This window comes from Mesorhizobium sp. NPDC059054 (assembly GCF_042739215.1).
Taxonomy (GTDB): Bacteria; Pseudomonadota; Alphaproteobacteria; order Rhizobiales; family Rhizobiaceae; genus Mesorhizobium.
The window spans coordinates 1296084-1318744 of the sequence record NZ_JBHYHV010000001.1 but is presented as its reverse complement, the minus strand read 5'-3'; the positions used below and the strand labels follow the sequence as shown (position 1 = coordinate 1318744).

The following is a 22661-nucleotide window of genomic DNA, read 5'->3' as shown; positions in this document are numbered from 1 at the left end:
CCAGGCGACCCCAGAGACACCCTGGGTGGAATAAAGAACTCTATGGCCATGGATTCCCGAATAGCCGGCAGCATCACTGTAAACGGCGGCTTGGGTGCTGCGCTGATAGACCAGATTGATAAATTTCTGGAAGATGTGAATAACCGTGGCATTCCATACGAGCCGGTACCGAACGTGCTGGGACGATCCGCAAATTCTAATTCTGCAGCTGCGTTTATGATGCGCATTTTGGGGATAGATCCAAAATCTTTGTCTTACAGCGGAAGCGCCCCCGGTCTTGGAGTTGATCTGTCCCAGCAGAAATTTGGACTCCCCTCGCCTGGCTCCTATGCAATTGGAGCCAATTCCTCCTTTTTAGACAGCACTGTGGGAACTAGCCCACCAGTCCCTACGCCGAGGCCAACGGATTTACCACAGGCGAACCCTGCGCCAATAGGATTCAATCCGAGCGATCCAATTCAACCTCCAGCATCTTCCCCGCCACAGCCAATGGTACCTACGATACCAAGCGCTCCACCTTCGGCATGGGGTCCGATCGGCCCAAACTCATGGAACGGCAATGACAGTGGCGGCAGGCGAGGCGGAAGTGAGTTTGGCGGGCGATCGGATGCCGGTGGTGGTACTTCGTCATCGACAGGTAACGGCAGCTCTCTCAATCCGAACTCGTCACCTAATTGGGGAGGAGTTTCAGGATCAGGTAATTCAAATCCCAACGGTTCATCAATCGGATCCGGTTCGAGAGGGCCTTCGACTCCCTCGGTAGGCCCCACTCCTTCCCCCCGGCCGGGGCCATCTGGGTCGCCATCTTGGGGAAATAAACCCGATAATGTCGGCGCGCCAGGACCGGAAAACAGCGCACCAGGAACTACCCCATCTGCGCACGTCGTTGATCACAGCTATTGGTCAGGAACTCCCGGGAATTTTAGCACGTCTCAACCAAGCCCTAATACCAGCCCCAATGCACATCCTGCTTCGACGCCTTTGAGCCCAGACAATAAACCTGACAGATTTGGCACGACCCCAGCAACCCGCCCCCTAACGACCGAGGAGAAGTTCCACGCCCCAAAACCTATCCCGACTTCTTATATAGAAACCACTACCCAGACTTCAGCCCTCGGTTACCCGTCATCATTCAGTCAGCCTTCGACTATCGGAAGTGTTTTAGGGCAAGTTGGCGCATTCTTTGGCGGCCTAGTCGGCGCAGTTTTCGGAGCAATTGGTGGCCTTTTAGGAGGGCTCGGCAAAGCCTTCAGTTCAGCCTTCGGCGGTGGAAGCGGCGGCAAGGCAGGCGGTCATAGCAGCAGTTCTTCCAGCGGCAGCAAAGGCTCCTCGTCCATGGGTGGCTATGGCGACGGCAGCAGCGGTCGTGCCGGTTGGGCCGGCAAGCCCATTCTGCTTGACCTTTCAGGCAAAGGCTTGTCGATCGACACGCTTGGCTCGTCACAACAATTCATTGATCTTGACGGCGATGGCTATCAGCATCGCACGGCTTGGGCTGGCGACGGCACCGGCGTTCTTGTCCTCGATGCCGATGGTGACGGCAAGATCAGCCGTTCCAGCGAGTTCATGTTCACGGAGTGGGATCAGACCGCCCAGAGCGATCTAGAAGCGATCAAGAACGTCTTCGATACCAACCACAACGGCTTGCTCGATGCCGGCGACCTGCGTTGGGCCGACTTCAAAGTCATGATCAACGGCCAGTTGGTTTCACTAGATTCGCTTGGCATCACCTCGATCGGCCTGACGCCTAAAGGAAGCAGCCAGAACTTCGAAGACGGATCCTCGATCACCGGCACTGCTGAGTACACGAAGTCCGATGGCACCACCGGCACGGTAGGCGATGCCGTGCTCGCAGTCGATCCCAATGGCTATGTCATCAAGACCGTTACCACGACAGATGCGGACGGCTCAAAGACAGTCGACCTTACTGGCTACAACAAGGACGGTACGCTTGCATTCCGTAACCGCACAGTCACAAGTGCCGACGGCCAAAGCAGGACTACTCAGTTCGATGATGATGGCAATGGAACCTGGGATAGGTCGCAAACCGATATCACCACGCTCGTCGCCGGTGAACGCCAGCGCGTTGTCAGCAACTTCAATGCCGATGGATCACTAAAGGACCGTATCACAACCGTCACAAGTGCAGACGGCAAGACGGTCACCACCTCGCTTGATCAGGACGGTGATGGCAATACGGATCAAACCCAGATCTACGTTGTTAATGCCGACGGTTCGACCACGACGACCATTTCTCAGTTTGCCGTCGACGGCACGCTGCAGAAGAAGGTGTCCATCACCTCCTCCAGTGACGGGCTGTCGAAGACCACAAGCACCGATAGCGACGGCGATGGGACTTATGACGTGGTCGTTGGCGAGACGACGGTCGTTGGGGGCGATGGCAGCCGCACGAAGACCGTCGAACGTCGTGGCAACGATGGCACGTTGATTGGCCGCGAAACGACAGTCACGTCTGTGGACGGACGCACCAAAACCGTGTCGCATGATTTGGACGGCAATGGCGCCTTCGAAACGCGAGATGAAAGCTCGATCAACGTCGACACCAACGGCGTGGTGACAACGACCGTCTCCACCTTCTCGGGCACGAACAGCCTCATTAGCAAGACCGTAGCGACACAAAGTGCCGATGGCTTGGTCAAAACACAGCAGACCGATGTGGATGGCGACGGGACATTTGATGTTTCTGCATCCGACACGACTGTGGTTGCGAGTGATGGCTCTCGAACCCAGACAGAGCATACCAAGAGCGCCGCTGGCACGCTGCTGGGGCAAACCGTCACGACCACCAGTGCGGATCGTAAGTCGATCTCGATCATTTCCGATAGCAATGGCGACGGCAAGACCGACGCGACGACAACCATTGTGGTGGATGCAAGCGGCGTCACCACGACCACCAAAACGGCGTCCAACGCTGACGGAAGCGTAAAAGGCAGCACCTGGGATCAGTCGAGCGCAGACGGGCTTTCGGTCACAACCAAGGCCGACCTTAATGGCGACGGTGTCTATGATGTCATAGCAACCGATGTGACAACCACCGATGGCTCAAACAACCAAGTCCGGATACTCAACGTAACCAGCGCTAATGGTACTGTAGTCGGCGGCAAAGTCCTTACTACAAGTGCGGACAGCCTTACCCAGACGTTGCGTGAGGATCTGGACGGAGACGGCACAGCGGATTTGGTGACGACGAAATCGATCGTGCTGGCCAGCGATGGCAGCCGCACAGAGACAACATCGTCCTACAACGCCAACGGCTCCCTGCTCGACAAGACAACAATTGCGGTCAGTGCAGATCGCAAAACCTCCACAACGACGCTTGATGCGGACGGGGACGGCCACATTGACCGTACCGTGACGGAAATCGAAGCGGCGAACGGCAGCCATACGATCACTGTCGTTGATACCAGCGCCGACGGCGTTCAGCATGCCAAGTCGGAGACAGTCAGGTCGGGCAACGAGCTCATCGTTACCGAAAAACTGGATCTCAACGGCGATGGTGCGTTTGACGTCACGACGCGTTCCGAGACCATCATTGGAACCGACGCAAGCCGCACCACCACAGTTGAAAAGACTGCCGGCAATGGCGCGTTGATTGGCAAGTCGACCTCAACGACATCTGCAAATGGGTTGAGCGTCACAACGCAAGCGGACGCCGATGGCGACGGTATCTATGACGTCAAGTCCACCGACACCACGGTGCTCAATGGAGATGGCTCGAAAGCACGGACAGTTTCCGATTTTGCCGGCACCTCCCTCGTCCGCAATTCGATCACGACGACAAGTGCGAACGGACTCTCCTCGACGACCCAGGTCGATCTCGACGGCAACGGTACGATCGATCAGACCACGGCCGTCGCCGCAGTACTTGCTGCGGACGGCTCCCGTAGCGAAACGACCACTATTCGCAGTGGCGATGGCAGTCTGCTGGGTAAGACGACAACAGTAGTCAGCGCCGACAAGACCCTCAGCATCACTTCCACCGACGCCAATGGCGATGGCCAGAATGACTATGTCAAAACCACGAGCATCGCTGCAGATGGGACAACCTCGGTCACAGAAGAAACGTTCAATGCGAATGGTTCGCGTGATGCGAAAACGCTGATCACCGCGTCAGCAAACGGTCTGGCCAAAACCAAGAAAACCGACATCAACGGCGATGGCGTCTATGACCTGACTGAGACGGATGCCACGGTACTCAACACGGATGGCAGCAGGACCCGCACGATCTCGACATCGAGTTCAAACGGCAGCCTTATCGGCAAGGCCGTTTCGACGACGTCAGGGAATGGACTGGTTACCACGACACTCACCGACTCGACAGGCGATGGCGTCGTCGATTGGAAGGTCGTCGACCGGACCGCGCTCGGAAGCGACGGCAGTCAGACCCAGACAGTCACGACCCGCAGCGGCAATGATACTCTGGTTTCGCAAAAAACGACTGTTCAATCCGGCAACGGGCGCACTGTCACAACGACGACAGATGCGAACGGTGACGGTGCAATCGATTCGACCGAAACGACTGCTTTGCTTGACAATGGCAGCGTCGAGAAAATCACCAAACTAACCGCGGTCGACGGCTCGACCATCAGCCAGAAGAAGGCGACCGTCAGTGCCGATGGCCTGGCCAAGACCGTTCAGACAGATATCGATGGGGACGGAACCTACGATGACAGCATGTCGGAGACGACAATACTCAATGCCGATGGTTCCCGTAAGACGACCACGCAGTGGCGGACAGGCAATGGAACCCTGACCGCCAGCACCGAGACCAACGTCAGTCGAAACGGCTTGGCAACGGTCACCAGCACTGACTTGAACGGAGACGGGATCATTGATGAATCGTCATCCGACGTCACCACGCTGAATGCTGACGGTTCGAGGGCGCGTACTGTCTCGCATTTCGATGGCGCGAACGGGTTGCGCGATAAAACGACCACAACCACCAGCGCCAACGGTTACTCCGTCACAACGGCAAGTGATCTCGACGGAAATGGCACCGTCGACAGGACTTCGACGACTGTCAGGACATTGGCTTCGGACGGAAGTGTTACTGACTCGTCCTCGGTGTTGAGTGGTAGTGGTGGTCTGATCTCTAAGACGTCGACATCGACCTCCACAGATCGAAAGCAGGTCACCACCCAAAATGACCTGGATGGCGATGGAAACGACGACGTTGTTAAGTCAATCGTCAACCAACCGAATGGATCGGTGACCGAAACTGTCTCCACATACGTTGGGACAGATTTGACAAGGACCCTCGCCTCGCTATCTATCAAGACCACGAGTGCCGACGGCCTGGTCACGACCATCGAAACCGACACCAATGGCGACGGTACGACCGATCGTTCGAGCCGATCCGAGACAGTGTTGAATGCTGACGGAAGCAAGACCCAGACGTTCACCAACTTTGACACCGGCGGATCGATCAAAGACAAATCGATCGTCGACACCAGCGCCAATGGGCTTGTCGTTTCCACGCAGTGGATGGCGAAGGGAACCTCCGTTACGCGGTCGCTTGACGACGTAACAACACTGAATGCCGATGGCAGCACTGTGCGCAGCCTTACCTACAAGAAGGCTGGCGGCGCTCTCGAAAGCAAATCGGTGACGACAACGAGCGCCGACAAGAAGACCGTCACCACGGCCGTTGATACGGACGGCAACGGGGTCATCGATCAGAAATCGACGGGCGTCGTCAATGCGGACGGTAGCGTCACCACGACCTATCTCGATCTCGGTTCCGACGGCATCCTGGTAACGGCGAAGAAGATAGTCACTGAAAGTGCCAACGGCCTGACCGTCACCACCGACTTTGATACCAACGGTGACGGCACGGTCGACAACCGTGTCGTCGAAGCTACCGTGCTCAATGCCGATGGGTCGAAGACGACGACAATTACACGCTTCAGCGGCACGTCACAGGCGATAGAACGCACCGTCATCGCCGTCTCGGCCGATGGGAAAACCCGCACTGACAGCTACGATCTCAACGCTGACGGCACGGTCGACAAGAAGGAAGCTTACTCAACGACTTTCGGTGAGCGTGCCGGCTACGGTTTTGCAACGACTGAAACCATGGAGACGTCCATCGGTGGGGTCGTGAAGTCGCGCTACCAGACAACCACGAGCGGCAACGGCAGGTCAAACCTCAAAGAATGGGACGTCGACGGAAACGGGTCGGTGGACCAGACTGCCACCGAGACCATAGCTGTTACAGATCAGGGTACCACTCGAACCGTCACCGCCTTCGCGGGCAGCACGAAGCTATCCAGCACCACTACCACGACCAGCACCGATGGACGCACCGTGACCACGGTCGAAGAACGCCCGCAGTTAGGCTTCTCGAACCGCACGATCACAACCAGTGTCGCAACGTTGGCCGATGGTTCGACAATCGAGAAGACGACACTCACTAACACCACCAACGGCGTTGTTGAAAAGCGGGTTACAACGACGAGCGCTGACGGACGTGAAGTGATCATAGAACGCGACATCGATGGTAATGGTACTGTCGATCAGCTCGAGCAACGCACCAAATATGTCGATGGCTCAACGAAGACGGTGATCACCGGCAACGGCAGCTATGACAAGACCACCTTTATGACCAGCGCCGATGGTCTTTCGTCCACGGTCGAGTGGGATATGGATCTTGACGGTACAGTCGACAGGCGACGCATCACCGCCAACAGCCTCCAGGCCGACGGCAGCCAGACGAGCTTGTCAACAGACTACAAGATCGTTGCAGGCTCAGCCGACACCCGCGTCAGGATTGTCTCGAGCTCGGTCAGCGCTGACGGAAGGTCGAAAACGCTCTCCATCGATACAAATGGCGATGGCGTATTCGACAAAGTCGCCTTGACTAAGATCGACGCCAGCGGCGGTGCGGTGACCACGACGACCAACAATACGGAGGCCCAGAAGGCTGAAAATCTGGTTCTTGGTGAGATCTACTGGAAACAGGCCATCGCGGCGAAGGTTGTCACGACCGTGAGCAGCGATGGGCTGACCACTACCGAGCAATCGGATTTTGACGGCAACGGCACGTTGGAAACGACGGCAGTGTCCAGGACACGCGTTGACGGCTCAGTGGTCACCGAATTCGCGGAAGTGAACGCCAGTGGCGGCGTCATTGCAAAGGGCACGCTTACCGTTAGCAACGATGGCCGGACGAAGATCCTGTCAAAGGACTCCGACAACGACGGCCTTTACGACCATGGCGAAAAGACTGAACTGTTCATCGACGGGACGATTGTCCGGACGACATCGGACTACAATGCAGATGGTACTTTGAAGCAATCAACGGGCGAGAACATAACCTCCACGGGCAAGCTCACCCATCGCACTGTCCGGGACGGGGCTGGCCACAAAACGGAAGAGTATCTGCTCTGGAGCACTGGGACAGCGGCGCAATACACCTATGTCGGCGCAGACGAGGCTATCCGATCAAGTCACAGTCTGAACAAAGACGGCAAATTGGTAGGCGGCACGTTCTACGATCCAAAGAACACCGATCTATGGACCCGCATCGAACAGAGCTTCAATGCCGATGGCAAGAAGACACTCGAAAAGCAGTTCATGGACGATGGCACTCGGGTCGACATCACCTTCGATGTGTCAACCGGCAAGCAAATCCAAGGTTTGACCTATGACACATCCAATCGCTTGATCGCCCAGGCGACTTACTCAAATGGCGTCTTGGCCAGCAACGTTCTCTACGACCCGGCAAACGCCAAGTCATGGTCCCGCGTCGAGCAGACCTACACCAGCGATGGAACGAAGGTCTCTCTCGAAAAGCAGTTCATGGATGATGGGACGCGTGCTGAGATTACCTTTGACCCTGCTAATGCCGAGATTTGGACAACAACAACCAACTATTACGACATCGCCGGCCGGCTCATCCAAAACTCAATTGCCTACGATGACGGCAGAGCTCGCCACGACTACAAAGACGCCACCAATGCGAACGCTTGGACAAATATCGTTCAGTGGAGAAGCAGCACCAATGCGCTTCTAGAACAATATCAGTTCAATGATGACGGTACAAAATCGTATACCGTCTATGACGTCGCGAGCACTCAAACCTGGAAAGAATTCACTTATTACTACGACTCTGCCGAACGACTTATTCAGTACAATTTGACCTACGACGACAACTCTAAGTATATCGAATTCAGAGACCTATCAAACGCATCATCATGGTCAACCATTGTTCAACACTTCAACGTTTATGGCCAGCAAACAGATCATATCCAAACAAATGATGATGGCACCGGCGTACAAATTTACTACGACCCCACGAACGCGCAGAACTACTCCGTCGTATACTATTACGTGGATACAGCCGGCCGAGTTACGAATGAGTCAATCTACTATGACGACGGCACGCGCTATTACGACTACCGCGATGCGGCCAATACCCAATCGTGGAACCTAATCACCCAGTATTTTGATTCATCGAATAGAATTACCGCCCAGAACCAATACAACGACGACGGCTCGAAATCTGGCACGGCATACGACGCCACAAATGCGAACAGCTGGTATAGCTACACGGTATTCTACAATTCCAGCAATCAATACTATCAGGAGACAACAATATACGACGATAACTCGAGGGTTGACATATGGCAGGGCGCGCTTGTTGGACAAACGTATAAGACCTACCAACAAAATTCACTTTCTGATGGGCGGGTGACATATACAAAACTGACCAATTACAACAACACTTACACTGCAACAGATTATGACGTTTACAGTCAGTATAGCTGGACTAGGTGGGAGAGATTTTACAGCAGCGACAATGTGCTGATGTCTGACAAGATCTATTATGACAACGGTTCTGTCGGATCGACTACAGGCCCTGTCAAACCAGGAGGAGGAGGAGGGCACGGTCCTGTCGTTCTCGATTTGGATCAAGACGGAAGCATTGGCATTCAAACACTAGCTCCCCAAGGCGATCAGTCTGGGCCTCGCTTCGACTGGAATGGAGACGGTCTCCGCGACCAGACTTCGTGGGCTAGCGCTGGCGATGCGTTCCTGGCGATCGATTTGGCCGCAGACGGATCGGCAGGCCCAGACGGTGTTATCGATCAAGCCAAGGAACTCGCATTCAATCTTTGGATCAACGGTGAGAACGGCGCCACCTCTGACGCCACGGATCTCGATGCTCTGAGGCTTATTTTCGACACGAACCAAGACAATGTGTTCGACAGCAGCGATGCGCGCTGGAACGAGTTCCGAGTTTGGCGCGACGCCAACCAGAACGGCGTGACAGATGCTGGCGAGTTAATGACGCTCGCTGAGGTTGGTGTAATGCGGATTGGACTGGTCGCTGATCCACAAGGCTCGGAGCAGTTTGCTGACGGCTCAGAGATTTATGGGACGAGTTGGTTTGAGACTGTTGGCGGGACCAGAAACTTGGTCGGAGACGTGAAGCTCGTGTCGCGCCCTGCCGAACCTGAACCTGCGACAGAACCGACTCTGGCCAATGGCACAGGGGCGATGCCGGCCAATCTCAAGGTCGACAGCCTGGTTGCGGCGATGGCTTCGTTCGGAGCAAACACTTCTGCGGGAACAACTGAACTGAGCCAGGATGGCAGCGAAACGATCGGAGCTTGGAAGCCAGATCACCTTGCAGTTTCAAGCCAAGTTTGGAGCGCTGCTTAGTCTCCAACTCTTAGTTTAAAGTCGACGCCGGTTCCTGATGGAATCGGCGTTTGTCTTTCGACGAGACCAATTCGAAATCCGTCTGCAACTGGGTACGATAACTGCTATCTTAGCAATGCGCCTCGCGCGCGGCGGTCGGCTGGTTCCTTCTCCATCGAGAAGTAATCCTCACACGGGGTGGGGTCGTAGGTTCAATCCCTACATCGCCCACCATTCCGCTTTACCCAAACTCGCCAGCTCTCAGACCATCTTTCGCATGCGGTACGCACTGATGTTGCGCATCGTCACAAACCAGCATGGGCTATCTCTTTGCGCGGGTTGGCGGCTTGAGGAGACATGCCTCCAATCGGCAAACTACGTCAGGTAGCAGAGCATCGATCGGAATCTCGCTGTGAACACCTTCAAAGTGGCCGAGATACGTGTTGGAAAAGCAGTCCCGTACGGCCCCGGCGGAAAGTTCAGCGCGATCGACAAGCAGCCTGTTCGAGGATCAATCCACGCTGGACCGCTCGGCCTTGACGGTGACGAACAAGGTGACCGCAAGCTGCATGGCGGACCGAACAAGGCGCTCCACGCTTACGCCCGCTCACATCTGCCCCGATGGGCCGCGGAATTGCCGCATCGCGCGGACCGTTTCCAGGCGGGTGCGTTTGGAGAGAATCTGGTCGTCGACGACATTACGGAGGCCGATTTCTGCCTCGGCGACCGCTGGCGGCTGGGAAAGGCCTTGCTCGAAGTCAGCCAAGGCAGGCAGCCCTGTTGGAAGCTCAACGTGCGTTTCGATCTGCCGGATATGGCGCGCCGCGTGCAGGATACCGGACGCAGCGGCTGGTATTTCAGAGTGCTGGAGGCCGGCGCGATCGCTGCGGGCGATCAAGGCATGTTGATTGAACGACCGCATTCGGACTGGCCGGTCGCCCGTGTCTCCCACCTTCTCTACCACGACCGCATGAATCGGCCGGCACTTGTCGAACTAGCTGCCATGCCCGGCTTGACGGACAGCTGGAAACGGCTGGCTGCCGCCCGCCTGGCATCTGGCCAGACCGAGGACTGGTCGCGCCGCATCGAAACGCCGACGGAATAAACACTGGTCCGGTGCAGGATAGCCGGTCGATCGACTAGCCCACGGGACCACGCACCGCTGCAACCGCTTCCAGTGCCTGCTGCAGGCGGTCGTCGCGGCCATAAACGTCGTCGTAGTACTCGACCTTACCGGACATGTCGGGCCAGGCGGTGAAATAGGCGACGTAGACGGGGATCTTGCGGCTTACCTTCTCGGACGAATGCCCCTTGGCCAGCTTGCCGGCGACATAGTCGACCGACGTGCCAAGCACGGCGGCAGCCATGCCGCGTGGATCCTGCAGGCGCACGCAGCCATGGCTCAACGCTCGATTGTCGCGCTGGAAGAACGCCTTCTGCGGCGTGTCGTGCATGTAGATGGCATGCTTGTTGGGGAACAGGATCTTCAGCTCGCCCAATGAATTGGCCTCGCTTGGCTGCTGGCGCACATTGTAGGGGATTTTTGCGCCATAGGCGCCCCAGTTGACCGCGGAAGACGGGATGCGCTTGCCGCGCGAATCCGTCACTTCGTAACCGGCGCGGTCGAGATAACCAGGATCGCGGCGCAGCCGCGGCAACATCTCATTGACCAGGATCGACTGCGGCACGCCCCAATAGGGATTGTAGTCTACCTGTTCGATCTCGTCGTAGAAGAAACTGGTCTGATTGGCGACCTTGCCGATAACGGTGCGCATCCTCAGCTTCTCTTCGCCACCTTCGATGTAGCTCGCGCTGAAGGATGGCTGGTTGATGAAGACGCGCGGATCTCCAAGTTCGGACGGATGCCAGCGCAGTTCCTCAAGTGCATATTGCACCTTGGCTATGCGGTCAGCTTTCGAGGTGCCGGCAAGCGCTGCGACCGTGCGTGGGCCGATGACCCCATCGTCTTTCTCCCCGGCCTTCTTCTGCGCTGCCTTGATGACCGGCACCAGTTCGGGAACATAGACCTCGCTGGTAACGAGCCTGGCCAGCACCTCACCGTAGTCGCCGCCCATGTCGTCATCGAGGTCATGCGCGATCAGCGACAGCAGTTTGGGCAGTTCCGGGCTGGTTTCGCCCGGCTTCAGCTTGAGCTTGGAATCGACGACGACCTCGTTTTCCTCACTCGCCTTGAGCGCCTCGAGCTCGACGCGGAGTGCCTGGTATTCGGCGTTCTGCGGATGACGCGATTCCAGATAAGTGCCCACCTCCTGCGTGCGTTCGAGCGTCTTGAGCACGCCTTCGCGATCGAGCGGCTTGGCCGGAAAATCGTAATAGCCGGAGATGCGGTTCGGATCGATGCGGCCGTCCTGCGCGTCGTCGACGTAACGCAACACGCGCGACGAGAGCGCCATCTCAAACCGAATCATCTCCTTCGCGCGGGTCGCCGTGTCGACGGAACTGAATGCCGGCACATCGACGAGATAATCCTCCGGCGCCAACCCATAGGTTGCGGCATCGCCCAGCACGCGCATCGCCTGCCTGGCGCGTTCGTTCGGCTCGCCGTCGGTCACCCAGATGAAATCGGGATTGGCGGCGTAGTAGGCGGTCAGGGCCTTCGCGTTCGCCGCCTCGGCACGCAAGTCATAGTCGGCCAATCCGGCCAGCGCCTCGTGGAAGGCATCGGCTGCCTGCGTTGGTTCGAAGGCTGCATTCTGCGGCACTGCCGACAACGGCGAGAAATCGACCCTCACCAGTGGATCGGCCTTGTAAGTGTTGTAGGTCGGCCCGGTGATCTTGGCTATGGCCACGGCCGTGCGGGTCTTGGGCGGCGGCGGGAACTCGCTGCGTCTCTGTGCAGGACGCCTGTTGGCAGCGCTATAGTCGCCGTCGCGCATCGACGGCGACTGGTGGCGCACGCCACCGCCGAAGAGCATATCAAACAGGCCCTCGGCATTTGCGTGCGGAGATCCCAGCAACGTCGCAGCCAAGGCAGCAAACGGCAGCAACGCGGATCTCTTCGCGAACGACTTCATGGACCACCCTCTCCGACCCGTCCTCGGGCTCCGAATACCGCCGCGAATGTTGTGATCATTCGCATAGCGGTTCTGTGACAGGATGATAGCGTTTCACGCGCATTTGTTTAAGCCTTCGTTAAACAAGTCGAGATCAGCCGATCACTTCCACAAAGACAGTGTGGCGGCACGGAAACGTTCCGCACCGCCACAATAACGAAAATCGATGGAAAGCGGTTGCGTCAGGTGTTGGCGCCGCCGTCGATCGTGAACGCAGAACCGGTGACAAATCGGCTTTCAGGGCCCGCGAGCCAGGCAACGAGACCCGCGATTTCCGCCACATCGCCGAAGCGCGGTGTCGCCATCTTCTGGCGCTGATGTTCGGCATGCGGCCCGTCCGCCGGGTTCATATCGGTGTCGGTAGAGCCCGGATTGACGACATTGGCGGTGATGCCACGGGGGCCGAGATCGCGCGCCAACGCCTTGGTAAGACCGACCAAACCGGCTTTGCTGGCGGAATAAGCTGCTAGTCCCGGATCGGTAATCCGGTCAGCCAGGTTGCTGGAGATCGAGATGATCGAACCGCCCTCGCCCATCAGGGCAGCGGCAGCCTTCGACGCCACGAAGGGTGCACGCAGGTTGACCTCGATCGATTCGTCGAAATCGGCGAGCGACAGACTGTCCACCGGTTCGGCGCGCCAGATGCCGGCACTGTTGACCAAAATGTCCAGTCGGCCGAGAGCCTTGGTTGCCTCCTTTACCGAACGTTCGACGGCATCGGCGTCGCGATTGTCAGCCTTGATCGCGAGCGCGCGACGACCGCCTGCCCTGATCTCCGCCACAACTGCCTCGGCCTTTTCGGCACCGTTGACATAGGTGATCGCCACATCCGCGCCCTCGGCGGCGAGCCGGCGGGCGATCGCCGCGCCAATGCCTCGGCTACCGCCGGTCACCAGAGCCGTCTTGTCCTGCAATTTAGTGGAAGTCATCGACATTTTCCTTTCTGTAACGATCGATACAGAAATCTCTGACAAGGTTGCGCAGAGCCGTCAAGCGATTTATGTATTGATTAATACAGAAATGGAACTCCCATGGCGGACCGCGGACGTCCACGCAGTTTTGATCGCACCGAGGCCCTCGAGCGGGCCATGCGGGTGTTCTGGAAAAAGGGCTATGAAGGCGCATCGCTGAACGACCTGACAGCGGCGATGGGCATAGGTTGCCCCAGCCTTTACGCTGCCTTTGGCAGCAAGGAAGGTCTCTTCCTCGAAGCAATCGCTCATTACAACAAGGTGGTTGGCACGGAGATTTGGGATGCGGTCGAGACAGCCTCGACAGCACACGACGCAATGCGGGATTTTCTCGACGCTACGGTCGAGGCCTATTCCAGGACTGATGCCCCGCAGGGCTGCCTGATCGCATTGGCCGCACTGCATCAGGATTCAAGCTCGGGCGCTATTTGCAGCGAGTTACGCCGTTTGCGCGCCGAAAACATCGACGCCCTGCGGCGCCGGTTCCGGCGGAGCGTGGAAGAGGCAGACCTGCCCGCAGGTTTCGATTGCGATGCGGCGGCCCTGTTCTACGCCACAACCCAGCAAGGCATGTCCATCATCGCACGCGATGGTGCCTCACGAGAGGCGCTCGCCGCTGTCGCGGATGGAGCCATGGCTGCGTTCCAGCCATTGGTGGACAAGGCCAATGCGCCTCATGGCCCGTGACAAAGCCGCCGTGGTGTGATGGAAATCCGCAGGGACGCTGCGGTGTCAAATCTTGCGGAGGATGGCCGTGAAAAGAGGGTTTCGCCAGATGCTGGACGAGGCCAATGCCGAGATCGAGGCGGTTTCGCCGGACGAGGCGGCGGCGTTGCTGGAAGACGACGGCACAATCTTCATCGACCTGCGTGACCCGCGTGAAGTTGAGCGAAGCGGACGCATTCCTGGTGCTAAACACTGCACTCGCGGCATGCTGGAATTCTGGATCGACCCGGAGAGCCCTTACCACAAACCCTATTTTGCTTCCGGAAAGAGCTTCGTCTTCTTCTGCGCCGGCGGCTGGCGTTCCGCGCTTGCCACCAAGACCGCGCAGGACATGGGCCTCACGCCGGTCAAACATATCCTCGGCGGCTTCACCGCCTGGAAAGATGCCGGCCTGCCGATTGAAGCGCCTGAAGACAAAAAGTAACCGACCGCCCCCTCGTCAATGCACGAGCTCCGGCCGGGTGCGTTCGGCAACAAAGGTCACCGCTTTCTGGACGACACCGGGATCTGCCAGGATGCGGCGGTGACCCAGGCCGTTCGCCCAATGCAGGCGAACATGGTCTCCGGCGCTGGCGTAGAGATCGGCATGCCGGGCCGATACTTCCTTGTCGTCAGGCGCGTGAATGACAAGGGTTGGAACCGGCATATGGGCGAGCTGGCGGCCTCCCTGGAACTCCTTCAGCGGTCGTCCGGAAAGCTGCTCCACCCGACCCGCCATCTTTGTCTGGGAGCGTGGGCCAACGTTGAGCACCTGGCTGAATTCCGCAAACAGGTCCGGTATGGAGCTGGGGGCCGCGATCAGCACAAGTTTTTCGGTGTTGACCGGTAGATATCCCTTCACCGACCCTACTGCCGCGTTGGTCGCAACGGCTCCACCGAAGGAGTGGCCGACAGTGGCGACGAAGGGACCAAACCAGTCGCCGGCGAGCCGCACCGCCTCTACAGCATTGATCATGTTGAGCCGGCGCCCGGAAGAGGCGCCATGGCCAGGCAGATCGAGCGACACCACCCTGTAACCATCTTCCAGAAACCCCTGGATCAGCGAGCGCATGTATTCCGTACGCGAGCGCCAACCATGAATGGCGAGAATCGTGCCACGCGATCCCCTGCCCTGGTCCGGACGGAATTCGTGCACGACCACGCAGCCCGCCCTTGTCTTCAGCCTATGATGGCGAGCGCCAGACATGAAATCGGCAGCACGGTCGATAGCGCGGCGTTCGCCGTCGCTCACCTTGTTGACATTGGGCGTGCGGCAGAACACTTCGAACGCGGCGCGGCCGGCAAAGCCGGGTGCAATGTGCTCACCGAGCCCGAACAGGCCGCGGATGACCTTCAAACCAAATGATGCCATAGTGGCGATCCAACAGATTAGTTCAACCGTGAACATGTTAGTTCAAGAATGAACAAAAAACAAGACTTGCCTTGGGACAATCCGCGATTCCGCAACTGGATTGCGCTGGTGCGTGCCGAAAAGGCCGTGGTGGCAGCGCTTACCAAGGCTCTACAGCCTCTCGATCTGAAGATCGCCCAGCTCGACATGCTGATGAACCTCTACCGGCATCCCGGCATGTCGCAGCACGATCTCGCCCGCAGGCTGCTGGTGGGACGCTCCAACATCACGATGCTTCTGCCGCAACTGGAGACCCGCGGCCTGGTCACGCGCGAGAACGATGCCAAGGACAAGCGTGTGATGCGGCTAACCCTTACCGAAAGCGGCGAAACACTGCTGATGGAAGCGCTACGGGTTTACACGACGCTGATAGAACGCGTGATGGCGCAGTCGACAGCTGCCGAATGTGACCGCATGGGTGCCATGATGCTGCGCATCACCGAAGCCATGAAGGTGGAATAGAGCCCGCTATCAGGACGCGGCATTCAAAACGCGCGGCCGACGCGTTCACCACATCGACTTCTTCGCTCGCTCCGGCCATTCCTTGTCGTAAGTAGTGCCGTCGATGCTCTTGCGGCTGGTGACCTCGAGAATCTGCCCGGGTGTCGGCAGGTTCTTCGGATCGACATGTTTCTCCGCATTCCACAGGTCGGAGCGATGAATGGCGCGGGCGCACTGGAAATAGACCGTCTCGACCGCGACGATGGTGACCGACCGTGCCGGTTTTCCCTCCATGGTGAAGGAAGTGCATAATTCGGCATCGGTCGTGATGGATGCCGTGCCATTCACCCGCAAGGTTGTTCCCGACCCCGGCACGAGAAAGAGCAAACCGACTCGCGGATCGCGGATGATATTCCGCAACGAATCTGCACGGTTGTTGCCACGGCGATCAGGCATCATCAGCGTCTTCGGATCATGAATGCGCACGAAGCCGGCCAGATCGCCGCGTGGGGAGCAATCGAGCCCCTCCGGCCCCGATGTTGCCAGGGCAACGAAGGGCGAGGCCTCGATGAAGGCGGCGTACTCGGGAATGACGTGATCGAGTTCCTTGACCAGCGATGCTTCGCCAGGCAGCCCGTAGAGAGCTTCCAGTTGTTCCACCGTATCTATTCTCGACATCGTCCTTGCTCCATGAAGCCTGCGGCTATCGCAGCCACATGACGGTTTGACGACAGGACCTACCCGGCTAAGGGTCGCGGCGCAGGCCCTTCCCGGCCAATTCATCGAGATAACCCTGCCAACGGCTTTCCTTTTCGTGGCCCAGCGTGTGCAGGTAGGCCCAGGTGAAGATGCCGGTGTCGTGAAGGTCGTCAAACGTGATGCGAACCGCATAGTTGCCCACCGGTTCGATCTTGAGGATGGCGACCTCGCGTTTGCCGGGGACGGTTACGCGCTGCTCGGCCGAATGGCCCTGTACTTCCGCCGAAGGTGAAAGAACACGCAGCAACTCCGCCGACAGTTCGAATGGCCGGTGATCGGGAAATGTCACCGTCAGCAGCTTGCGGTCCTTGGAGACCCGGAGTTCCTTCGGAGCGGTCATGGACATCCCTTTTTAGGTTGGCTCCGACTACGCCTGTTCGTCTTCCTTGGGAAGACCGTAACTCCGGTCCCCATTGGCCCAATGCTGATAAGGATGACGCCCGACGTCTTCGTGCTACGGATCACCACAAGCGTTGGATGTCCCAGACGCGACCTGGTCGTGGTTGCGTCTGACAAACAGCAAGTGATACCAAATGGCACCTTTGCCGGGCTTGAAAGATAGTTACCAAGGCCCGACATTCGACTAACGAGTTTTCGATTGCCGAGACCGCGGACTGAAGGCGACAGAATGCAATTTGCCAATCCCATGATCGATCCGTTTGGCCGCACGATCAGCTACCTGCGTGTGTCTGTCACCGACCGCTGCGATTTCCGCTGTGTCTATTGCATGGCCGAGGACATGGCTTTCCTGCCGAAGAAGGACCTTCTCACGCTGGAGGAACTCGACCGGCTCTGCACCATCTTCATTGAAAAGGGCGTTCGCAAGCTGCGTCTCACCGGCGGCGAGCCGCTGGTACGCAAGAACATCATGCATCTGGTGCGCGAACTGTCGCGTCACCTGAAAAGCGGCGCCCTGGAAGAGCTGACATTCACCACCAACGGCTCGCAGCTTGCCCGCTTCGCCGACGAACTGGCTGATTGCGGCGTGCGCCGTATCAACGTCTCGCTGGACACGCTCGACGCCGACAAATTCCACGCCATCACCCGCTGGGGCCATCTCGGCAAGGTGATGGCTGGTATTGATGCCGCACAGGCGGCGGGCATCAAGGTGAAACTCAACGCCGTAGCGTTGAAGGGCTTCAACGACCAGGAAATCCCCGACATGCTGCGCTGGGCACACGGCCGCGGCATGGACCTGACGCTCATCGAAACCATGCCGATGGGTGAGATCGATGGCGACCGCACCGACCAGTACATGCCGCTGTCGCTGATGCGCGCCGAACTGGAACGCGACTTCACGCTGAAGGATATCCCCTACAAGACCGGCGGCCCTGCCCGCTATGTCGAGGTCGCCGAGACCGGTGGTCGGCTCGGCTTCATCACGCCGATGACGCACAATTTCTGCGAGAGCTGCAACCGCGTGCGGCTGACCTGCACCGGTACGCTTTATATGTGCCTTGGGCAGGAAGATGCCGCAGACCTGCGTTCTCCTTTGCGCGCCTCCGAGGGCAACGAGCTGGTTTCGAACGCCATCGACGAAGCGATCGGCCGCAAGCCGAAGGGCCATGACTTCGTCATCGACCGCCGCACCAATCGGCCGTCCGTATCGCGGCACATGAGCGTCACCGGCGGGTGAGACGCGATCTTGCAGATCAACCGCTTGGCGTTTCGAGCCAAGCAGCGAAGTTCAAAGCTCCACCAGAAGACACGTAGTTGCCAGCGGTCTTTTGATTTCGACATTCGCACGGTGGCCAGCGAGATGCGAATGTCGAAATTGAATCGCCAGGAGGTGAGAACGCGCCATGAGCGTCGAAGTTGCCGGTGTCATACTGGCGGGAGGACTGTCGAGCCGCATGGGCGGTGGCGACAAAGGCCTGCTGTCACTGGGAGGCAAATCCGTTCTTGAGTGGGTGACGGCTCAATTCGCCCCACAAGTCGGTCCGCTTGCTCTCAACGCCAATGGCGATCCCGCTCGTTTTTCAAGCTTTCAGCATCCGATCCTGGTTGACACCGTCGCAGGCTTTCCCGGCCCCCTCGCCGGCATTCTCGCCGGCTTGGAGTGGGCTGCCTCGGAAACGAAGACTTCGACAATCGTTAGCGTTGCTGCCGATACCCCCTTCTTTCCCGAAAACCTGGTTAGCGAGCTGGCTAATGCCGTCGATCACGACACGATCGCGGTGGCCCGCTCTTCGGGCCGCCTGCATCCGACTTTCGCACTCTGGCCAATCGGCCTCCGGGAGCCGTTACGCCACTTCCTCGTCGAGGAAGGAAACCGTCGTGTCTTGTCCTTCATAGAGAGGCATCGCTTCATCGAGGTGGACTTTCCGCTGCTTCCACTGCGCGACGATACGCTCGACCCGTTCTTCAACATCAACACGCCCGCCGATCTCACGGAGGCGCAGCGAATCCTCAAAGAGCTTCCCGCATGAGCAATCGCGTCTTCGGCATCACCGGCTGGAAGAACTCCGGAAAGACGACGCTAACGGAAAAACTGGTGGCCGAACTGGTGCGGCGCGGCCGGCGCGTGTCGACCGTGAAGCATGCTCATCACGACTTCGACATCGACAAGGAAGGTGCCGACTCTTTTCGTCATCGCCAGGCCGGCGCCAGCGAAGTCGCAATCGTCTCTGGCCGCCGCTGGGCACTGATGCACGAGTTGCGCGGCGAAGAGGAGCCGAAACTTGCCGACATTCTTGGGAGGCTGGCGCCGGCGGATATCGTCATCGTCGAAGGCTACAAACGCGAGAGCCATTTCAAGATCGAGGCACGGCGCACCGCCGCGAAGGATCGTGCACCGCTTGCGCCATCCGATCCCAGCATCATCGCCGTCGCGGCCGACCACCCTCAGCCGAATGAGACGCTGCCCGTCTTTGACCTCGACGACATCGCTTCGATAGCCGACTTCATCGAAGAGCGAGTCGGCCTAAACCGCTGACCGTGCCGTCGAACGGCAGAAGCTTCCCCAACGATATGCCGAAAAACCCCGTATTTTTGCCGACGCTGAAAGGTATTCTCAGCGGTTTTACAGTTGCTTTCACTTGGCAAAAAGTTCCAGTATTTGGTCCAGCGGGCGGTCAACAGCCCCGCCCGAACGAGCCGCTTGGACAGCGGCCGGGACCAACAGAGAGGATCATCATGCGTATTGCAATGCGTATCGCGCTCGCCACGTCGGCGATCATGCTGGCGTTGGGCGCCGCCCAGGCCCAGGAGAAGGTCGTCAAGATCGGCACCGAAGGTGCCTATCCGCCCTTCAACAACCTGACATCCGACGGCAAGCTCGTCGGCTTCGACATCGATATCGCCCAGGCGCTGTGCGACGAGATGAAGGTCAAGTGCGAATTCGTCGCCCAGGATTGGGATGGTATCATCCCCGCCCTTCAGGCCAACAAGTTCGACGCCATCGTGGCGTCCATGTCGATCACGGACGAGCGCAAGCAGAAGGTCGATTTCACCAACAAATATTACAACACGCCATCCGCTATCGCGGTGTTGAAGGACAGCGCCTTGAAAGGCGTGACCAAGGAAGACCTCGCCGGCAAGACCATCGGCACGCAATCGTCCACCACCCACTTCAACTACGCATCGAAGACCTTCACGGACTCGACCGTCAAGGCCTATCCGACCGCTCAAGAGTACCAGCTCGACCTCGCCAATGGCCGCCTCGATGCGGTCGAGGACGACATCGTCGTTCTCAGCCAGTGGCTCGAAACCCAGGACGGCGCCTGCTGCAAGCTGCTCGGCCAGCCTTCGCCTCAGCCTGTCGAAATCTTCGGTGAAGGTGCAGGAATTGCCATCCGCAAGGGCGACACCGAACTCAAGGACAAGCTGAACGCCGCCATCAAGGCCATCCGGGCCAATGGCAAGTACAAGGAAATCAACGACAAATACTTCAAGTTCGACGTTTTCGGCGCCGATTCCTGATCGTTTGATTGTTGAAATGGAGAAAGGCGGGAAATTCCCGCCTTTCCTGTCCTGACCGGCCGTGTCATGAGGGGATGACGCGACGGGTTTCAAAAGAAGGGGAACAGGCGAGCGTATGGAAAGCGTTTGGACGCTTCTGAGTTGGGGACCGGATGGCTGGTCGGATAACATCTTCAATGGCGTTTTGGTCACGATTGCACTTGCGACTGCCACCCTGCCCTTCGGCCTTGCCGTCGGTTTCCTGATCGCGCTGGCCAAGCGATCGAAAGAACCCTCACTCAGGCTCGCCGGCAACCTCTACACCACCATTTTTCGCGGCTTGCCGGAACTGTTGACGCTGTTCCTGGTGTTTTTCGGCGCGCAGATCGCCTTGCAGAAGCTTGTCCAACTCTTCAATCCAACCGCAACAGTCGAGGTCAACGCCTTCATCTCAGGCATGATCGCACTTTGCGTCGTCTTCTCTTCCTATGCCAGCGAAGTCTTCCTCTCGGCCTTCCGCGCCATTCCGCATGGTCAATATGAAGGCGGTTATGCGGTAGGCCTTACTAAGGGCCAAACCATGCGGCTTGTTGTTCTGCCGCAGTTGATCCGCATCGCCCTGCCCGGTCTCGCCAATCTGTGGCTGATCCTGCTCAAGGACACCGCCCTTGTTTCCGCAGTCGGCCTCCCCGACATTTTGCGCGAGACCGGCGTTGCCGCACGCGTCACCAAGCACGCTTTCCTATTTTTCAGTTATGCCGCGCTGATCTATCTGGTGCTCTCCATCATCTCATCCTTTGGCATAAACGCCATCGAACGGGCGGTTGGACGCAGGGAGGCCTCGCGATGAGCGCCGCCGATATCGCCACGGTCGAAAAACCGCCGGAGCCGCCGCGAGGCTGGACCAACGCTCGTATAGCCGGCCATGTGCTGGTTACCCTCTGGGCGCTTCTCGGCCTGGGATTGGTGTGGTTCCTCGCCTCCTCCTGGAACCCCGAACTCATCCAAAAATATGCTCCGGGTTATCTGTCGGGCATCGTCGTTACCTTGAAGCTGGTGGCGATCTCCTGCGTGATTGGCGCCCTGCTATCGATTCCAATCGCCTATATGCGCATGTCGAAGAACACGGTTCTGTCCGGCATCGCTTATGCCTATGTCTATTTCTTCCGCGGCACGCCGCTGCTTGCCCAGACCTTCCTGATCTACTACGGCCTCGGCTCGTTCCGGCCGCAACTTGAAATGGTCGGCCTGTGGAGCTTCTTCCGCGAAGCCTTCAACTGCGCGGTCTTTGCCTTCGCGCTCAACACGGCAGCCTATCAGGCCGAGATTCTGCGCGGCGCCATCGAAAGTGTGCCAAAGGGACAGTGGGAAGGAGCGGCATCGCTGGGCCTGCACAAATTGCAGACGTTGCGCCGGATCATCCTGCCGCAGGCGCTGATCGTGGCGCTTCGCCCCTATGGCAACGAAGTGATCCTGATGATCAAGGGATCGGCCATCGTCGCCATCATCACGGTCTATGACCTGATGGGCATCACACGGTTGACCTATTCGCGCACCTTCGACTTCCAGGCCTACATCTGGGCTGCGATCTTCTACCTGATCATAGTCGAAGTTCTGCGCCATGCGATCGAATGGATCGAACAGCGCATCACTCGTCATCTGCGCCGCTGACGGGGTCGCGGGTCTTCGACTGGACCAACCGCCAAATTGCTCAACGGTGCCGCAATCGGCTAA

16 protein-coding genes are annotated in these 22661 nt (G+C 58.2%); 11 read left to right on the top strand and 5 right to left on the bottom strand.

The features are described 5' to 3' along the window. Positions 1 to 1335 precede the first annotated feature (1335 nt). Together ACFWXH_RS06430 and ACFWXH_RS06425 are read left to right on the top strand one after the other, a co-directional pair. A complete protein-coding gene (locus ACFWXH_RS06430; protein WP_379118465.1) occupies positions 1336 to 9687 on the top strand; it encodes a beta strand repeat-containing protein in 8352 nt (2783 codons plus the stop codon). Positions 9688 to 10078: 391 nt separating this feature from the next. Next, positions 10079 to 10771, top strand: a complete 693-nt coding sequence (locus tag ACFWXH_RS06425) for an MOSC domain-containing protein (RefSeq protein WP_379118463.1) — start codon at positions 10079 to 10081, stop codon at positions 10769 to 10771. A 34-nt stretch (positions 10772 to 10805) separates the two neighbouring features. Here ACFWXH_RS06425 and ACFWXH_RS06420 read toward each other — a convergent pair whose 3' ends face one another. Together ACFWXH_RS06420 and ACFWXH_RS06415 are read right to left on the bottom strand one after the other, a co-directional pair. After that, positions 10806 to 12701 (bottom strand): murein L,D-transpeptidase, encoded by a 1896-nt coding sequence (locus tag ACFWXH_RS06420; RefSeq protein WP_379118461.1) that lies wholly within the window; start codon positions 12699 to 12701, stop codon positions 10806 to 10808. A gap of 221 nt (positions 12702 to 12922) precedes the next feature. Continuing rightward, complete coding sequence (locus ACFWXH_RS06415; protein ID WP_379118459.1) at positions 12923 to 13669, bottom strand: SDR family NAD(P)-dependent oxidoreductase; 747 nt, start codon at positions 13667 to 13669, stop codon at positions 12923 to 12925. A 102-nt stretch (positions 13670 to 13771) separates the two neighbouring features. On the opposite strand from ACFWXH_RS06415, the gene ACFWXH_RS06410 reads away from it, so the two are divergent. Together ACFWXH_RS06410 and ACFWXH_RS06405 are read left to right on the top strand one after the other, a co-directional pair. Then, positions 13772 to 14398, top strand: coding sequence for a TetR/AcrR family transcriptional regulator (locus ACFWXH_RS06410; protein WP_379118457.1), 627 nt, complete (start codon positions 13772 to 13774; stop codon positions 14396 to 14398). A gap of 67 nt (positions 14399 to 14465) precedes the next feature. Next, positions 14466 to 14861 (top strand): rhodanese-like domain-containing protein, encoded by a 396-nt coding sequence (locus ACFWXH_RS06405; protein WP_082407567.1) that lies wholly within the window; start codon positions 14466 to 14468, stop codon positions 14859 to 14861. A gap of 15 nt (positions 14862 to 14876) precedes the next feature. Here ACFWXH_RS06405 and ACFWXH_RS06400 read toward each other — a convergent pair whose 3' ends face one another. Beyond that, positions 14877 to 15788 (bottom strand): alpha/beta hydrolase, encoded by a 912-nt coding sequence (locus ACFWXH_RS06400; RefSeq protein ID WP_379118455.1) that lies wholly within the window; start codon positions 15786 to 15788, stop codon positions 14877 to 14879. Between the two features lie 48 nt (positions 15789 to 15836). Between ACFWXH_RS06400 and ACFWXH_RS06395 the strand changes: the two genes are divergently transcribed. Further along, entirely contained in the window at positions 15837 to 16289 is a 453-nt protein-coding gene (locus tag ACFWXH_RS06395; protein ID WP_379118453.1) for a MarR family winged helix-turn-helix transcriptional regulator, read from the top strand. Positions 16290 to 16334: 45 nt separating this feature from the next. Here the strand turns inward: ACFWXH_RS06395 and ACFWXH_RS06390 are convergent, their stop codons facing one another. Together ACFWXH_RS06390 and ACFWXH_RS06385 are read right to left on the bottom strand one after the other, a co-directional pair. Next, a complete protein-coding gene (locus ACFWXH_RS06390; protein WP_379118451.1) occupies positions 16335 to 16946 on the bottom strand; it encodes a pyridoxamine 5'-phosphate oxidase family protein in 612 nt (203 codons plus the stop codon). 67 nt (positions 16947 to 17013) lie between these two features. Beyond that, positions 17014 to 17373, bottom strand: a complete 360-nt coding sequence (locus ACFWXH_RS06385; protein ID WP_379118449.1) for a gamma-butyrobetaine hydroxylase-like domain-containing protein — start codon at positions 17371 to 17373, stop codon at positions 17014 to 17016. 282 nt (positions 17374 to 17655) lie between these two features. Here ACFWXH_RS06385 and moaA point away from each other — a divergent pair, with 282 nt between their 5' ends. The 6 genes from moaA to ACFWXH_RS06355 all read left to right on the top strand — a co-directional run bounded on the left by moaA (position 17656) and on the right by ACFWXH_RS06355 (position 22598). After that, entirely contained in the window at positions 17656 to 18663 is a 1008-nt protein-coding gene (gene moaA / locus ACFWXH_RS06380) for a GTP 3',8-cyclase MoaA (RefSeq protein ID WP_379118447.1), read from the top strand. 166 nt (positions 18664 to 18829) lie between these two features. After that, positions 18830 to 19456: a molybdenum cofactor guanylyltransferase MobA gene (mobA, locus tag ACFWXH_RS06375; protein ID WP_379118445.1), complete on the top strand. Its 627-nt coding sequence runs from the start codon at positions 18830 to 18832 to the stop codon at positions 19454 to 19456. Then, a complete protein-coding gene (gene mobB, locus ACFWXH_RS06370; RefSeq protein ID WP_054313017.1) occupies positions 19453 to 19962 on the top strand; it encodes a molybdopterin-guanine dinucleotide biosynthesis protein B in 510 nt (169 codons plus the stop codon). The genes mobA and mobB overlap by 4 nt, the downstream gene beginning before the upstream one ends. A gap of 200 nt (positions 19963 to 20162) precedes the next feature. Beyond that, on the top strand, positions 20163 to 20948 hold the full coding sequence (locus tag ACFWXH_RS06365) for an ABC transporter substrate-binding protein (protein WP_054313018.1): 786 nt from the start codon (positions 20163 to 20165) through the stop codon (positions 20946 to 20948). A 115-nt stretch (positions 20949 to 21063) separates the two neighbouring features. Further along, on the top strand, positions 21064 to 21777 hold the full coding sequence (locus ACFWXH_RS06360; protein WP_379118442.1) for an ABC transporter permease: 714 nt from the start codon (positions 21064 to 21066) through the stop codon (positions 21775 to 21777). Continuing rightward, positions 21774 to 22598, top strand: a complete 825-nt coding sequence (locus ACFWXH_RS06355; protein ID WP_379118440.1) for an ABC transporter permease — start codon at positions 21774 to 21776, stop codon at positions 22596 to 22598. The genes ACFWXH_RS06360 and ACFWXH_RS06355 overlap by 4 nt, the downstream gene beginning before the upstream one ends. Positions 22599 to 22661: the final 63 nt, after the last annotated feature.

Bases quoted from the DNA above. Each gene is read 5' to 3' on its own strand.
- moaA (WP_379118447.1), top strand. From the start codon at position 17,656: ATGCAATTTGCCAATCCCATGATCGATCCGTTTGGCCGCACGATCAGC.
- ACFWXH_RS06390 (WP_379118451.1), bottom strand. From the start codon at position 16,946: ATGTCGAGAATAGATACGGTGGAACAACTGGAAGCTCTCTACGGGCTG.
- ACFWXH_RS06400 (WP_379118455.1), bottom strand. From the start codon at position 15,788: ATGGCATCATTTGGTTTGAAGGTCATCCGCGGCCTGTTCGGGCTCGGT.
- mobB (WP_054313017.1), top strand. From the start codon at position 19,453: ATGAGCAATCGCGTCTTCGGCATCACCGGCTGGAAGAACTCCGGAAAG.
- ACFWXH_RS06410 (WP_379118457.1), top strand. From the start codon at position 13,772: ATGGCGGACCGCGGACGTCCACGCAGTTTTGATCGCACCGAGGCCCTC.
- ACFWXH_RS06415 (WP_379118459.1), bottom strand. From the start codon at position 13,669: ATGACTTCCACTAAATTGCAGGACAAGACGGCTCTGGTGACCGGCGGT.
- ACFWXH_RS06385 (WP_379118449.1), bottom strand. From the start codon at position 17,373: ATGTCCATGACCGCTCCGAAGGAACTCCGGGTCTCCAAGGACCGCAAG.
- ACFWXH_RS06420 (WP_379118461.1), bottom strand. From the start codon at position 12,701: ATGAAGTCGTTCGCGAAGAGATCCGCGTTGCTGCCGTTTGCTGCCTTG.
- ACFWXH_RS06430 (WP_379118465.1), top strand. From the start codon at position 1,336: ATGGGTGGCTATGGCGACGGCAGCAGCGGTCGTGCCGGTTGGGCCGGC.
- ACFWXH_RS06355 (WP_379118440.1), top strand. From the start codon at position 21,774: ATGAGCGCCGCCGATATCGCCACGGTCGAAAAACCGCCGGAGCCGCCG.
- ACFWXH_RS06365 (WP_054313018.1), top strand. From the start codon at position 20,163: ATGCGTATTGCAATGCGTATCGCGCTCGCCACGTCGGCGATCATGCTG.
- ACFWXH_RS06360 (WP_379118442.1), top strand. From the start codon at position 21,064: ATGGAAAGCGTTTGGACGCTTCTGAGTTGGGGACCGGATGGCTGGTCG.
- mobA (WP_379118445.1), top strand. From the start codon at position 18,830: ATGAGCGTCGAAGTTGCCGGTGTCATACTGGCGGGAGGACTGTCGAGC.
- ACFWXH_RS06395 (WP_379118453.1), top strand. From the start codon at position 15,837: ATGAACAAAAAACAAGACTTGCCTTGGGACAATCCGCGATTCCGCAAC.